This window comes from Sphingobium sp. CCH11-B1 (assembly GCF_001556865.1).
Lineage (GTDB): Bacteria > Pseudomonadota > Alphaproteobacteria > Sphingomonadales > Sphingomonadaceae > Sphingobium.
This window is the reverse complement of sequence record NZ_LSJY01000182.1, coordinates 1-14,971: the sequence shown is the minus strand read 5'-3', so window position 1 is coordinate 14,971 and position 14,971 is coordinate 1. Positions and strand designations below refer to the sequence as shown.

The following is a 14,971-nucleotide window of genomic DNA, read 5'->3' as shown; positions in this document are numbered from 1 at the left end:
AGGGGAGACCTAGCCCAGTCTCATTGCGATTTACAGCGCGATCATGCAGCTTTTGCGGGAGCCGCCTTGTAGAACGTCGCGCCGCTCGCCGCCATGTCGCGCAATTGCTGCGTCGGGGCGAAGCGCGGACCGTGCGCCGCCGCCAGCCGGTCCAGCGTGGCGACGACATGCGCGATGCCCACCGTATCCATGTGGCTGAACGGCCCGCCGGTATAGGGCGCGAAGCCCCAGCCGAAGATCGCGCCAATGTCGCCATCCTCCGGCGTTTCCAGCACGCCCTCCTCGAAACAGCGGGCGCATTCGATCAACTGGCGGTAGAGCAGGCGCTCCTTTACCGTCTCGACGTCCGGCTGGTGGAGGGCGCGGGGGAACATCTCGCTGATGACGGGGGAAAGATGCTTCTTCCCGCCCTCGGGATAGTCGTACCAGCCCTTGCCGTTCTTCCGCCCCAGCCGGCCGGCCTCGACCATCCTGACCGCGACATCGTCGGAAGCCTGCGGCACATAGGCGTCGCCCAGTTCCTTCTTCGCCGCCGTCATGATCTTGACGCCCAGCTCGATCGACACTTCATCGCTCACCGCCAGAGGGCCGGTCGGCATGCCAAGCTGCTTGCCCGCATTCTCGATCAGCGCCGGGTTGACGCCTTCGCCGACCAGTTCCGCGCCTTCCTGCACATAGGTGCCGAAGCTGCGCGAGGTATAGAAGCCCCGGCTGTCATGCACGACGATGGGCGTCTTCTTGATCTGCGCCACGAAGTCCAGCGCCTTGGCGATCGCCGCCGGGCCGGTCTTTTCGCCCAGGATGATCTCGACCAGCGGCATCTTCTCGACCGGCGAGAAGAAATGGACGCCGATGAAATTCTCCGGCTTGCTCCACGCCTGCGCAAGGCGAGTGATGGGCAGGGTGGAGGTGTTGGACCCGAAGATGGTGTCCGCGCCCAGCACGGCTTCGACCTGTTTGGTTACTTCCGCCTTGATCGCGACATCCTCGAACACCGCTTCAATTACGAAGTCGCTTCCTGCCAGTGCCGCATAATCGGTGGTCGGCGTCACGCGGGCCAGCGTCTCGACCATCTTTTCGGGCGTCATGCCCTTGCCCAGCCGCTTCTTCAGCACCTCCTCGACATGCGCCTTGCCCTTTTCGGCATAGGCGAGGTCGCGGTCGAACAGCACGACCTCCATCCCCGCCTGCGCCGCGACAGTGGCGATGCCCGCACCCATCATGCCCGCGCCCAGCATGGCCAGCTTCTTGGTCGGCGCCTTCCGCTCGTCCTTGGGACGGCGCGCGCCGCGCTCGGCGGCCTGCTTGTTGACGAAGAGGGTGCGGATCATGTTCGACGCCTGCGGGTCGGCGGCGACCTTGGCAAAATATTTGCTTTCGATCTGGATCGCGCGGTCCATGGGCAGCGTGATGCCCTCATAGACGGCGGACAGCAGGGCGATGGGGGCATTCATGTTGCGCTGGGTCTGCTTCAGCGTCATGGGCAGCGCGCCGGCCATCGTCTGCACGAAGGCGGGGTTGAAGCCGCCCGCGCCGCCCGGAACCTTGAAGCCCCTGACGTCCCAGGGCTGGGTGTTGGCGGTGGGGTTTGCCTTCACCCATTCGCGCGCGGCCTCCTCCGCCGTGCCTTGCGGCACGACTGCGTCCACGACCTTCAGCATCGCGGCTTCCGCCGGACGGAACAGCTTGCCCTGAAGCATGTACATCAGCGACGCCTGCACGCCCATGATGCGCGGCAGCCTTTGCGATCCGCCGCCGCCGGGGAACAGGCCGATCAATATTTCGGGCAGGCCAAGCTGCGTCTTGGGGCTGTCACCCACAAAGCGGCGATGGCAGGCGAGCGCCAGCTCGAAACCGCCGCCTAGGCATGTGCCCTCGATCGCGCACGCGACCGGCTTGCCGCAGGTTTCCAGGCGGCGGAACAGCTGGTTGAGCACGAACACCTTGTCGAAGATGTCGGCCGGGGCAGGGCGCTCGCCGCTGCCGGTGCTGAGCATGGATCCGAAATATTTGAGGTCCATGCCGGCCATGAAGCCGCTGTCCTTGCCCGAGGCGATCACCGCGCCCTTGATGCCCTCTTCCGCGCTGATGCGCGTGATCGCGGTATCCAGATCGGAAAGGAAATCGGGGCCGATCACGTTCATCGACTGGCCGGGCACGTCGATGATCAGCGTCGCGATGCCGTCGCCGTCGATGGTGAAATTGATGCTGTTCATTGGTCCTGTCTCCCACACCCCATTCGTGCCGAGCCTGTCGAAACACGCCCGCGCCCTTCGACAAGCTCGGGGCGAACGGAGTTTCTTGTCCTTATAGCCGCTCGATGATGATGCCGGTGCCCATGCCCGCGCCTACGCACAGGTTGACGAGCGCCGTGCCCTTCCCCGTGCGTTCCAGCTCGTCCAGCGCCGTGCCCAGCACCATCGCGCCGGTCGCGCCGAGCGGATGCCCCATCGCGATCGCGCCGCCATTGACGTTGATCTTGCCATGGTCGAGATCCATCGCCTGCATGTAGCGCAGCACGACCGAAGCGAATGCCTCGTTGAGTTCCCAGAGGTCGATGTCCCCCTGCGTCATCCCGGCGCGGGAGAGCAGCTTGCCAGCGACGAATTCGGGACCGGTCAGCATGATGAGCGGCTCCGACCCGATGGACGCCATCGCCTTGATCTTCGCGCGGGGTTTCAGCCCATATTTCTCACCCATCTGCGCGTTGCCGACCAGCACGGCCGCCGCGCCGTCCACGATGCCGCTGCTGTTCCCGGCATGATGGACGTGATTGACCTTCTCCAGTTCGGGGTAGCGCAGCAGCGCGACCGTATCGAACCCCGGCATCTCCTCGCCCAATGCCACAAAGCTCGGCTTCAGAGCGCCCAGCGACTGCATCGTGGCATCGGGCCGCATATGCTCGTCATGGTCCAGGACGACGCGGCCGATCACGTCCTTCACCGGTATGATGGAGCGGGCGAAACGCCCTTCGTCCCACGCCTGCTTCGCGCGCTTCTGGCTTTCCACGGCATAGGCGTCCGCATCGTCGCGGCTGATCCCGAACTTGGTCGCGATCACGTCCGCGCCGATGCCCTGCGGCGCGAAATAGGTCTTGTAGGCGACCGCCGGGTCCATCGCCCAGGCACCGCCATCCGATGCCATCGGCACGCGGCTCATCGATTCGACGCCGCCGCCAATGGCGAACATTGCCTCGCCGGAAAAAACCTTCGCTGCCGCCATGTTCACGGCTTCCAGTCCCGACGCGCAGAAACGGTTGACCTGCACGCCCGGCACGGTCTGGGCATAGTCGGCGTTCAGCACGGCGACGCGCGCGATGTCCGCACCCTGTTCGCCCACCGGGCTGACGCAGCCGAGGATTACGTCGTCCACGTCCGCCGTGTCGATCGCGTTGCGGTCACGCACGGCTTCCAGCACCTGTGTCGCGAGCTGAATAGGCGTGATTTCGTGCAGCGACCCGTCCGCCTTGCCCCGGCCTCGCGGCGTTCGGACGGCGTCGTAGATATAGGCTTCCATGTTCATTCCCTCTCCGGTGAGGCCATTGAGGCGCGTCGGATGTCGGGTCGAATGTATTTACGTTTACGTAAAGTGCAAGTGTCTATTATGTCGCTCGCGCCTGGTCGGCCCCGCCGTAGGGGCAGGTCGCCGCGCGTGGTTTCGGCTGTCTACTTCGCTGTCGCATTCTGCGAGCGAATCTTCCAATCGGGCGACATTCGCGGGCTTGGACCCATCGACGTTGCGTCGCGGGACTGGACGTCTATATCCGGCGTCATGGATGTCGTGACCCAAGCTCCGGCGGACAAGCTGCCATCGCCTTTTTCCATTCCGGTGTTCCGCGCGATCTGGCTCGCCAGCCTCGCCTCCAACTTCGGCGGCCTGATCCAGTCGGTCGGCGCGGCGTGGATGATGACGTCGCTGTCGGCTTCCCCGCTGCTCATCGCGCTCGTCCCGGCCGCGACCACTCTTCCTATCATGCTGCTGTCGCTGTGGGCGGGCGCGGTTGCCGACAATCTCGACCGGCGCAAGGTGATGATCGCGTGTCAGACGTCGATGCTGCTGGTTTCGACGGCGCTCGCGGCGACAGCCTGGACCGGGTGGATGACGCCCTGGCTGCTGCTTGGCTTCACTTTCCTGATCGGCTGCGCGACGGCGGTGAACGGCCCGGCATGGCAAGCGTCGGTCGGCGATATGGTGCCGCGCGCCGTCCTGCCGAGCGCGGTGGCGATGAACAGCATGGGCTTCAACCTCGCGCGCAGCATCGGCCCGGCGCTGGGCGGCGTGATCGTCGCGACGGCCGGTGCAGCCGCGGCGTTCCTTACCAACGCCTTCAGCTATGTCGCGCTGCTGTTGGTGCTCTTCCGCTGGCGGCCGGCGATCCCACCCAAGCTGCTGCCGCGCGAGCGCATCGGTTTTGCCATGCTCGACGGCATCGGTTATGTCGCGGCATCGCCCAAGATCAGGCTGGTGCTGTTGCGGGCCGGCGCATTCGGTGTCGGGGCAAGTGCGGTTTCGGCGCTGATGCCGCTGGTTGCGCGCGATCTGTTGGGCGGTGGCGCGCTCACCTTCGGCGTCACCAGCGGGGCGTTCGGCCTGGGCGCGGTGCTTGGCGCGCTCTCTTCGCGCCGGTTGCGCGTCCGTGTCTCGGCCGAAACCATCGTGCGCTGTTCTGCGCTCGCCCTCGCGCTCGGCACCGCGTTAACGGCGGCGAGCCCTTGGCTCGTCCTTGCTCTGTTCGGTTACATGCTGGCGGGCGCAGGCTGGGTGCTGGCGCTCTCCACCTTCAATGTGTCGGTTCAGATGTCCGCGCCGCGCTGGGTCGTGGCGCGCGCTGTCGCGCTCTACCAGATGGTCGCGTTCGGAGGCATGGCGTTGGGCGCGTGGCTGTTCGGCTGGGTGGCCGAAAGCCATGGCGTGGCGGCGGGCCTCTATGCGGCGGCAGTCGCACAGTTCATCGCAGCGATCCTTGGCTTCTGGCGTCCCCTGCCGCAGATCGGCAACGACAATCTGGACCCGCGCGGCGATTGGCATGAACCCCATACGGCTGTGCCGGTGGAGCCGCGTAGTGGCCCCATCGTCATCACGATAGAATATCGGATACCAGCCGGATCGGTCGTGCCCTTCCTGACAGCGATGAGCGAGCGCCGCCGCATTCGTCGGCGGGACGGTGCGCATGGCTGGCAGTTGCTGCGCGATCTGGGCGAGCCTGACCTCTGGGTCGAGCGCTATCATGTCGCGACATGGCTCGACTATGTGCGCCACAACCAGCGTCGTACAGTCGCGGACATTGCCAATGGCGAGGCGATCCAGGCGCTGCATGCCGGGCCCGACGCGCCGGTCGTGCATCGTCGGATCGAACGGCAGACCGGGTCTCTGCCGATCGGTCGCTCCCCTGACGCGCGGGAGATTGGGGAAGCGTGGATCGATCCCACCCGGTCGAGTTGAGCCTCGATCTTCTGCTCTAGCTTGGCGTGACGGATCGCCAGGTTTGCAGATCGTCCACCGTGTCGATGTCGTGCAGTACCGCGCCGCTCGTCTCGATCTGGATGCCGTGGCTCAACAGCGCGCGCGCGCCCTGGTCGCCCTTTAATGCCAGCAGTTCCGGGAAATGCTTGCGGCCGATGAAGGCGGGTGGCGATGAGGAGAAGCCGTCCGTGCTGGCGACCACTGACCGGATGTCCTCCGCCGCCAGGCAGACGCGATTATAGTGGCTCGGCGGGATGTTGGGCATGTCGGCCAGGCAGATGAGGATACCCCTCACGCGTCTTATCGGCATCACATGTTCGACCGCGCGGACGATACTGCCCGATATGCCCTCTTCGGGCCTGTCATTCACCAGGATGGTGTAGCCGCGCCGCTCCAGCTTGCGGTGAATGACGGGCGCCAGTTCGATCGGACGCGCTACGGCAACCAGTTCGGCGAAGGCCATGGAGGCCACTGTCTCCAGCGTGTGCGCCGCCACGGGCTTGCCGCGCAGGTCGGCCATCAGCTTGTCCTCCTCGCCGAAGCGGGACGACGTGCCCGCCGCAAGCAGGACGGCGGCGATCCGTTCAGTACGCATGGCGTGAAGGCAGGGGATGCATCGATTTCGTCGGTCCGGTAAGAGAATCGATGTGCCACCGCCTGATCCTCCTGTCCAGCGGACTGAAAAGCCGCTGGTCATTGCCGGGCCGACCCGCCATATGCGGCCCAAAGTTGGAAGGAGGCGCCAGCCCATGGCACATGACATCGATGCGGAAACCGTTGGAGAGGGTAAGGAGCCGGTTCCGGCCGAAGTCAGCGATGCTATCCGCACGCTCATTCGCTGGGCGGGCGACCAGCCGAGCCGCGAGGGGCTGGTCGAGACGCCCGAACGCGTGGCGCGCGCGTGGCGCGAATATTGCCGCGGCTATGACGACGATCCGGCCTATCATCTGTCCCGCATTTTTCATGAAGTAGGCGGTTATGATGACGTCGTGCTGCTGAAGGACATCCCGTTCCAGTCGCATTGCGAACATCATATGGCGCCAATCGTGGGCAAGGCGCATATCGCCTATCTGCCCGGCGAATTTGTGGTTGGCATATCGAAGCTGGCGCGGGTGCTCCATGCCTTCGCTAATCGGCTTCAGGTGCAGGAACGACTGACGTCCGAAGTCGCCAACTGCATATGGGAACATCTGAAGCCTCAAGGCGTGGCCGTGGTTATCGAGGCGACGCATGGCTGCATGACCGGGCGCGGCGTTCGCACGCCGAACGTGATCATGAAGACCAGCCGCATGCTCGGCATATTCCGCGACGACGAAAAATCGCGGGAGGAAGTGCTGAAGCTCATCGCTTCATGAGCGAGGCGCAGGAACCACCCTACCGCCCACTGGGCAAGGTGCGGACAGCGGTCGAGCCGGTGGGCGCGCCACTGGCGCCCAAACGGCTGGCGCTCGTCACCGGTGGCCACCGTCGGCTGGGCGGGGTAATCGCCGGCGCGCTGGCGCGGGCGGGCCATTCGCTTGCTATCCACGGTAGTCACGACACAAGGCTCGATTCCCATCTGGCGCTGACCTTCGAAGAGGAGGCGACGGAGTGGGAGGGGTTCGTCGTCGATTTCGCTGATCCGGAAGGCGCGGAGGAATTGGTAGCGAGGGTCGCTGAACGGTTCGGACGGCCGCCCGACATCCTCGTCAACAGCGCCGCGATTTTCGGCCAGGACAGGATGGAAACAGTGAGCGCCGACGACCTGATGCGCCATTACGCCGTGAACTGCGCCGCGCCGGCGATGCTGACCAAGGCGTTCGCGACCATCCCGGCTGGCGTCGGCGATCGCTGCATCATCAATATCCTCGATCAGCGGATCGACCATCCCCATGCGGACCAGTTGGCCTACACCCTTTCGAAGGTAGCGCTCGCTGGCCTTACCCGCACCGCCGCGCACAGCCTTGCGCCGCGCGTCCGCGTCAATGCCGTCGCACCGGGCCTTACCATCGCCACGGCGGATTACGACCCGGCGCAGATGGAAAGGCTGGCGGACCTGATGCCGCTCGAACGGCTGCCCCAGGCGGACCAGATCGCGCAGGCCGTGCTGTATCTGACGGAAGCGACCGCGACCACTGGCCAGACGCTCTATGTCGATGGCGGCGCGCATCTCAAAAGCTATGACCGGGATTTCGTGCATTTGTGCCGGTAAGCACTGCATTTTTGCCTTGGCGCAAGACTGGCGGATGGACGCCTTAGCCCATAAGGTCCGCCCAAAGAACAAGGGAAGACGGCAATGACCTATGAAACGATCCTGGTGGAACAGCGCGAGGCGGTGACGCTCATTACGCTGAACCGGCCGCAGGCGCTCAATGCGCTCAACAGCAACGTGCTGGCCGATCTCAGCGCCGCTTTTGCTGCCTTCGATGCCGATCCCGGCCAGCGCTGCGCCGTGCTCACTGGCAGCGGTGAAAAGGCGTTCGCGGCTGGTGCGGACATCAAGGAGATGGTCGAAAAGGACGCGGCCGATTTCTTCCTGCAGGATTTCTTCTCAGGCTGGCAGACCAGCGTCGTTGCCACGCGCAAGCCGTGGATCGCAGCGGTGCAGGGCTTTGCGCTGGGCGGCGGGTGTGAACTGGCGATGATGGCGGACTTCATCATCGCCGCCGACACGGCAAAATTCGGCCAGCCCGAAATCAAGCTGGGCGTCGCACCCGGCATGGGCGGATCGCAAAGGCTGACCCGCGCGGTGGGCAAGGCGAAGGCGATGGAAATGTGCCTGACCGGCCGCATGATGGATGCGGCCGAAGCGGAACGCGGCGGGCTGGTCAGCCGCATCGTGCCCGCTGCGGAATTGCTGGACGAAGCCATGAAGACGGCGGCGACCATCGCCGCGTTGCCGCCAATGGCCGCGATGGTGAACAAGGAAATGGTCAACATCGCGTTCGAAACAGGCCTTTCGCAGGGCATCCTCACCGAACGCCGCTTGTTCCAGATACTGACGGCGACGGAGGATCGGAAGGAAGGCATGGCCGCCTTCGTGGAAAAGCGCGCCGGGGTCTGGAAGGGGCGCTGATCGCAACGCCCAAATGATTTCATCCGCTGCCGGTCGAGAATTTCTGCCTGGCGGTGGCGGATTTGGCGGCCGCTCTCGTTTCATAAGGAAACTATAATGAGCGGCCGCCGTAGCGGCGGGATCGCCGGGGCAGGATGAAGCGCGTTCGCGCTGCCTGAAAGGCTCTTTGTGCAACAGGGAGCCTTCCATGCCGATCATATCTATCCTGCACCTATCACCACGCGTCGCTCTGCTCGCGGCCTGCGCCGCCAGCGCCCTCGGCGCCGCGCAGGCGCAGGAGCCGGTCGCGGGGGAAGAAGACCTGATCACGGTCACCGGCCGCCGCATCTCGCAATCCTCCGAAGCCATCGGCGAGGACAAGGTGAGCAACGTGGTCGCCGTGACGCGCGAAGCGCTCCTCTCCGCCCCGTCCGGCATTTCGGGCCTCAAGATGCTCGAGCAATTGCCCGGCTTCAACGTCCAGACCGACGGCGCGCTTGGCCTATACGAGTTCGGCAACTCGGTTCAGACCCGCGCCTTCAACCTCGACCAGATCGGCTTCGTCGTGGACGGCATCCCCACCGGCCGCAGCGACGCTTTCGGCGGCAGCCCCGTGTTCCGCTATGTCGACAATGAAAATCTGGGCGTGGTGGAGGCCGCGATCGGCGCGGGCGACGTGTCGCTCCCCAGCTATTCGACCCTCGGCCCGATCGTCCAATATAATAGTATCGCCCCGCAGGAGGAGATGGGCCTGTTCGTGTCGCAGAGCTTTGGCGACTTCAACATGAAGCGCACCTTCATCCGCGCCAGCACCGGGCAAGTCGGGCCGTTCCGCGCCTATGTCAGCCGCACCAAGCTGGACAGCGATCTGTGGCGCGGGCCCGGCTCGGTCGACCGCGAGCATTGGGAAGGGCAGATCCACGCTGACCTGGGCGGCGACAGCTGGGCGCGCTTCAAGTTCGTGTCGAACGACTTCTTCGACTATGACTCGCCAACGATCAGCCGCGCCCAATATAATTGCGCTGCGCGCAATGCGCTGGGCCAATGCGGACGCGACTTCGCTTATATCGAGAATGTGCCGAACACCACACCGGGCTTCGCTCCCAACCCTCTGGCACCGGGGATCTATTATTCCAACAGCGCTTATACGGCTGTCTATAATCTCGCCATCAACGTGCGGAAGGACAAGCTCTACGGCGCAACCTTCCACGCGGGAATCGCCGAAGGCGTATGGGCGGAATCGACCCTCTACTGGGAGGACAAGGACGGTTACGGGGTGTCGCCCGACGCTTATGGCAGCACTGTCCGCGGAACCACGGGCGCCCTTTTGAACAGCTATCTGCGCTATCTCTACCAGGCTGACGCGGGCCTGCCGGTTTTCGCGCCAAAGGGCGTGCAATATGGTTTGTCGGGCGTAGGTGGCGATCGCTACGGTATCACCAACAAGCTGCACTGGGAAATGGGAAGCAACGCCATCGAAGCCGGGCTCTGGGCTGAGGTGGACAAATATCATCGCACCCAGGCGCGCTACAACACTGTCGACGGTTCACCCGCCGGCCAGCCCAATCTCGATGAACTGGTGTATCTGCGCCGCGACTACCGGTCGAAGCGCGACACGCTTCAGGTCTTTCTGAAGGATACCCTGAAGCTGGCGGACGAGCGGCTTGTGATCGATCTCGGCTTTAAAGGGCTGCTGCTGGACTATAGCTATCGTGGCTATCGGGATTTTGACGATTATTACCGCACGACCGGCACAGGACTCAATACAAGGGGCATTGCCGGCTGGGGGCCGAAGTCGAACCGGGCGCAATATCGCGATTTCTTCCTGCCCATGGCGGGCCTGCTATACAAGATCGACGGCCGCACGCAGGTGTTCGCTTCCTATGCGGAGAATATGGCCCTGCCCAAGGGGATGGACGACATCTATTCGGTGATCCGCCCCGGGGGCGCGCTGGTACCGCAGCCCGATCCCGAACGCTCCACCAACATGGAACTGGGCATCCGCACCAACCAGGGTCAGGTCTATGCGTCGCTCGCGGGCTTCTACACCAAGTTCAAGAACCGCATCCAGTCCATCACGACATTCCTGCAAGGCGGAGGTTCGGCGACCGAAACCTTTTTCCAGAATGTCGGTCGGGTTCGTTCCTATGGTGTCGAGTTCGCCGGCACCTACAAGCCGTCCTTTCTGAACGGCCTCGCCTACGGCAACCTCAACGTCACCTATAATAATGCCAAGTTCAAGGATGACATCCCGGCTGCGACGCCGATCCCGATCGCGGACAAATATATCCCCGATAGCGCGAAGTGGATCGTCAGCGGCGGCGTGACGGTGGAACCGGCCAGTTGGCTGGTGGCCAATATTTCGGGTAAATATACGTCGAAGCGCTGGTCCACCTTCACCAACACGCCAGGGTCCAGCGTTCCCGGCTTTACCGTGTTCAGCGCCTATGTCGATATCGGCGACGGCTGGAGCTTCGGCCCGGTCAAGAGCGTCAAGGCGCGGTTCAACGTCGACAATCTGTTTGACAAGGATACTTTGTCTTACATTTCTTCATCGGTGCAGGGCGACGGCTCCTTCCGACCGCTGTCGCCGCGCACCTTCCAGTTCACGATCACGGGCGAGATTTGATGCGGGGCAAATTCATGGTGAGCGCGGCATTGGCCGCGCTATTTCCCATCACCGCGCAAGCGCAGGGGCCTGCGGTATCGAAGAAGGACTATCAGCTCCACCAGCGACTGGTGACGCTCGACAGCCATCTCGACACACCTGCCTCCCTCGACCTGCCCGGCTGGTCGATCGAGGAGGAGCATGGCGTCCACAGCGATTATACGCAGGTCGATCTGCCGCGCATGAAGAAGGGCGGCCTGGATGGCGGTTTCTGGGCCATCTATACGCCGCAGGGGCCGTTGACGATCGAGGGATTCCGCAAGTCGCGCAACTTTGCGTTGCTGCGCGGCATGTCGATCCGGTCGATGGTGGCGGCGGATCCCGAGAATTTCGCCCTCGCGACGGAGGCGAAGGACGCCGCGCCCATCGCGGCGGCGGGCAAGCGGATCGTCTATATGTCGATCGAGAACGCCTATCCGCTGGGAGAGGACGTGTCGCTGCTCAAGACCTTCTACGACATGGGCGTGCGCGTCACCGGCTTCGCCCATTTCGCGCACAACCAATTCGCGGACAGTTCCACCGACCCGTCCAAGAAGCCGCGCTACGGCGGGCTGTCGCCGCTGGGCAAGGAATTGCTGAAGGAGATGAACCGGCTGGGCATCGTGCCGGACGCGTCGCATAGCAGCGATCAGGTGCTGGACGATCTGCTGGCGCTGTCCACCACGCCCGTCCTGCTGACCCATTCGGGTTGCAAGGCGATCTACGACCATCCCCGCAATATCGACGACGATCATCTGAAGGCGCTGGCGGCCAAGGGCGGCGTCATCCAGATGAACGCCTATGGCGGCTATCTCAAGGCGTCGAAGCCGAACCCGGAGCGGCAGAAGGCGATGCAGGCGCTCATGGGGCAAATGCGCGAGGATGCGAAGATGTCCGCCCAAGCCCGCGCCGCGTTGCTGGCCAAGCGGCAGGAGATCGACCGGCTTTATCCTGACACCGACCGTGCGACTTTCGACGATTTCATGGCGCATATGCTCCATGCGCTGAAGGTAGTGGGGCCGGACCATGTCGGCATCGGCGCGGACTGGGACGGCGGCGGGGGCGTCGTTGGCATGGAGGATGTGGTCGACTTGCCCAAGATCACCGCTGCTCTGCTCAAGGCCGGCTACAGCGAAGCGGACGTTCAGAAAATCTGGTCCGGCAATGTGCTGCGCGTGCTGGCCGCAGCCGAAGCAGGGCGGGAAGCCAAGGGCGCGCCGGCGTCCTGATGGACGGCGCGCGCTCTGCGCGAACATTTCGCGGACACTGGCGGGGGTCCGATGCGTTGGAGAGCCAAAATCCTCAACGCAAAGGAAAATCATGCCCCGCCAGAACCACAATCCGGCCCGAAAGGCGGTCCCCCGCCTTGCACTCTATCTGATGTTCTCCTTCATCGCGGGGGCAATGCTCGTCTTCCTGTGGACCGGCATGCACGGTTGATCCGGTCAGAAATGGGTGGCGAGCGCCAGCTCAACGCTGCGCGGCGCGCCGACATAGATGTTGGTGGTCGGATAGCCTGAATATTCTCCGTAAAAGGCGTCGGTAAGGTTGCGGCCGCGCAGCGTAAGCGATGCTTGCGGCGTGACCTGCCAGGCAATCGCGGCGTCGAAGGTGGTGCGGCCGCGCACCCGGATGCTGTTGGCCGTATCGGTGAAGAAGCCGGAAACATGGCGGGCGAAGGCGCTCAGCGTCACCGGCACGGCGGGCAGCCGATAGGCGACATGGCTGTTCGCCGTTGCCTTAGGCGTATTGATCGGCCGGTTGCCGGATCGGTCGATATTGCCCGCCTCGATCAGCTCGTCATAACGGGCGTCGGTGTATCCGATGCTGCCGCCCAGCGACAGCGCGTCGGTCGGGGTGGCGTCAAGCGTGAGTTCCACGCCCCGCGACGACTGCCGTCCGCCCTGCACCGTCAGCGACGGATCGATCGGATTGCGGGTCAATATGTCCTTCTGCGCGATGCGATAGGCCGCACCGGTGAGCGTCAGCCGCTGACCCAGCGTCGTGAATTTGAAGCCCGCCTCATAGCTGCGCCCCTTGGTCAGGCGGAAGGCGGTGTTGACGATCGATTGCAGCAGCATCGACGACACCGGCACCGCCGCCGTCGTATATTGCGCATAAAGGGTCAGCCCCGGCGTCAGCGCATAAGTCGCGCCCGCTCGCCAGGAGAAGGGATGATAGCGCGGGCTGGCGCGCTGCACGCTGTTGGGGGTGACGTTGAAATTGGTGACCGCCCGGTCGAGGGCGATGGCGTCATAGCGCGCCCCGGCGACCAGCAGCCATCGCGGCGTAAGGTTCAGCGCATCCTCGGCAAAGACCGACGTCGTCTTGAGGCGGGAATCGAAATTGATGTTCCCGGTGGTATAGACACGGTCAGCAGTCGGGAATGTGCCTACCGTCGGTACATAAGGGTCGACCGGCGCGACTGCGCTATTCGGGGCGGACTGGCGCAGGCTGGCGAAATCCGTGTGATTATATTCCGCGCCGACTGAGAAGCGGTTGCGCATCGATCCGACCTGCCCGTCATGGGAAAGCGCGCTGCGCACATTCCAGAAACGATGGTCGTGGTAGAAGCGCTGAAGCGTACGCAGGAACCGCCCGTTCGGGAAAGCGGCGGTCGGTGCAGCGAAGCTCTGCGTGTCGCTCAGCACGAAGGCCCGGTCGGCGGTGTACCATGTAAGGTCCGTCCCCAGTGACCAGCCCCCGCCGATTTTCCAGTCGATCCGCGACCGCAGCGTCGTATCATTGGCACCTGAATAGGCACCCGCCGGATTATAGTTGCGATTTCGCAGCGCGCGGTCGAGCACCAGGCCGTTGCCGCTGCGAACCGCGCGGCTGGCGTCGCGGGCGAAGGCGGCGGGGATCAGCGGCGCGCCCTGATAGCTGCCGTCATATAGGTCATCATAATGGTCGACTGCGATCAGGACCGAAAGGTCGGCCGTGGGGCGCAGCAGCAGGCTGGCGGTCAGGCCCGACGATCGGGTGCGGTTATCGTCCACGTCATAGAGGCTGTCGCTGCGCATGATGCTGGCGTCGGCGCGCAGCGCGACCCGGTCCGATAGCTGGTAATTGACGCCGCCCGCCGCCGTCAGCGTGTCGAAGCTGCCGAAGCTGAGCAGCCCGTCCATATGGTTGCCGTCGAACTGCGGCTTGCGCGTCACCTTGTTGATGACGCCGCCCAGCGCACCTTCGCCGAACAGAACGGAGGCCGGTCCCTTGATCACCTCTATCCGATCGAAATGCCAGACATTGGTGTCGCGCTGGACAACGGTGGATGTCGATATCCGCACCCCGTCCTGAAGGATGGACACCGTATTGCCGGAAAAACCGCGCATCATGACGGCGGCGGGATTGCCGGGGACGTTACCGGAAATCGCGCCGGGCACGTCGGCAAAGGCTTCACGCGCGGTGCGAAGGCCGCGGAACTGAAGATCGGCCTGCGTCAGAGTTTCGACGGTTGCCGGCGTTTCCAACACCGTGAGGCCCAGCCGGCTGCCTGTGTCGCTGACCCGGTCGAGCGGGGGCGCATCACGCTGGCCGGTGACGATGATCGACCGGCTGGCTTCGGCGGCGAAGGCGGACGGGGCGGCGAGGGTGGCGGCGAGGGCGAGAAGGGATGTGCGCATCAGACAGGATCTTTCAAAGAGAGGAGGTGCGGCCGGCGGCGATTGCGCTGGGTCCAGCGCAGCAGTCCGGTGACGAAGAGGAGTGCGGGAAGGAGGCCGACGACAAAGGCGAGAAGCCGTGTCGCCAGTCCCCCTACCGACGCATCGTGTAGGGGATGGAGCCAGTTGTTGACCTTGGTCGATAGGCCGTGCCGGCGGGCG

General features: G+C 64.2%; 11 protein-coding genes. 6 read left to right on the top strand and 5 right to left on the bottom strand.

All coding sequences use genetic code 11. The annotated features are described in order from the left end of the window. Nucleotides 1–41 precede the first annotated feature (41 nt). Together AX724_RS18160 and AX724_RS18155 are read right to left on the bottom strand one after the other, a co-directional pair. Nucleotides 42–2,216 carry a 3-hydroxyacyl-CoA dehydrogenase NAD-binding domain-containing protein gene (locus tag AX724_RS18160; RefSeq protein ID WP_066769225.1) on the bottom strand — a complete coding sequence of 725 codons (2,175 nt, stop codon included), beginning with the start codon at nt 2,214–2,216 and terminating at the stop codon, nt 42–44. A 91-nt stretch (nt 2,217–2,307) separates the two neighbouring features. Continuing rightward, the gene (locus tag AX724_RS18155; protein WP_066769222.1) at nt 2,308–3,516 is read right to left on the bottom strand and encodes an acetyl-CoA C-acetyltransferase; all 1,209 of its coding nucleotides are present in this window, start codon (nt 3,514–3,516) and stop codon (nt 2,308–2,310) included. 255 nt (nt 3,517–3,771) lie between these two features. Here AX724_RS18155 and AX724_RS18150 point away from each other — a divergent pair, with 255 nt between their 5' ends. Next, nucleotides 3,772–5,442 carry an MFS transporter gene (locus tag AX724_RS18150; protein WP_066769220.1) on the top strand — a complete coding sequence of 557 codons (1,671 nt, stop codon included), beginning with the start codon at nt 3,772–3,774 and terminating at the stop codon, nt 5,440–5,442. 16 nt (nt 5,443–5,458) lie between these two features. Here AX724_RS18150 and AX724_RS18145 read toward each other — a convergent pair whose 3' ends face one another. Further along, nucleotides 5,459–6,058 (bottom strand): nucleotidyltransferase family protein, encoded by a 600-nt coding sequence (locus AX724_RS18145; protein ID WP_066769218.1) that lies wholly within the window; start codon nt 6,056–6,058, stop codon nt 5,459–5,461. A 154-nt stretch (nt 6,059–6,212) separates the two neighbouring features. On the opposite strand from AX724_RS18145, the gene folE reads away from it, so the two are divergent. The 5 genes from folE (at nt 6,213) to AX724_RS18120 (ending at nt 12,373) form a co-directional block, all read left to right on the top strand. Continuing rightward, nucleotides 6,213–6,818 carry a GTP cyclohydrolase I FolE gene (gene folE, locus AX724_RS18140; RefSeq protein WP_066769216.1) on the top strand — a complete coding sequence of 202 codons (606 nt, stop codon included), beginning with the start codon at nt 6,213–6,215 and terminating at the stop codon, nt 6,816–6,818. Further along, entirely contained in the window at nt 6,815–7,654 is an 840-nt protein-coding gene (locus AX724_RS18135; RefSeq protein ID WP_066769213.1) for an SDR family oxidoreductase, read from the top strand. Before folE ends, AX724_RS18135 begins: the two co-directional genes overlap by 4 nt. Nucleotides 7,655–7,738: 84 nt before the next feature. Next, nucleotides 7,739–8,518, top strand: coding sequence for an enoyl-CoA hydratase-related protein (locus AX724_RS18130; protein WP_066769210.1), 780 nt, complete (start codon nt 7,739–7,741; stop codon nt 8,516–8,518). Between the two features lie 187 nt (nt 8,519–8,705). Next, nucleotides 8,706–11,126 (top strand): TonB-dependent receptor, encoded by a 2,421-nt coding sequence (locus AX724_RS18125; protein WP_066769207.1) that lies wholly within the window; start codon nt 8,706–8,708, stop codon nt 11,124–11,126. Beyond that, nucleotides 11,126–12,373: a dipeptidase gene (locus tag AX724_RS18120; protein ID WP_066769204.1), complete on the top strand. Its 1,248-nt coding sequence runs from the start codon at nt 11,126–11,128 to the stop codon at nt 12,371–12,373. The genes AX724_RS18125 and AX724_RS18120 overlap by 1 nt, the downstream gene beginning before the upstream one ends. Before the next feature lie 216 nt (nt 12,374–12,589). Here the strand turns inward: AX724_RS18120 and AX724_RS18115 are convergent, their stop codons facing one another. Both AX724_RS18115 and AX724_RS18110 read right to left on the bottom strand, forming a co-directional pair. Further along, a complete protein-coding gene (locus tag AX724_RS18115; RefSeq protein WP_066769202.1) occupies nt 12,590–14,770 on the bottom strand; it encodes a TonB-dependent receptor in 2,181 nt (726 codons plus the stop codon). Next, the coding region (locus tag AX724_RS18110; protein ID WP_197421627.1) for a PepSY domain-containing protein at nt 14,770–14,971 on the bottom strand (202 nt) is incomplete at its 5' end. The genes AX724_RS18115 and AX724_RS18110, both read right to left, overlap by 1 nt.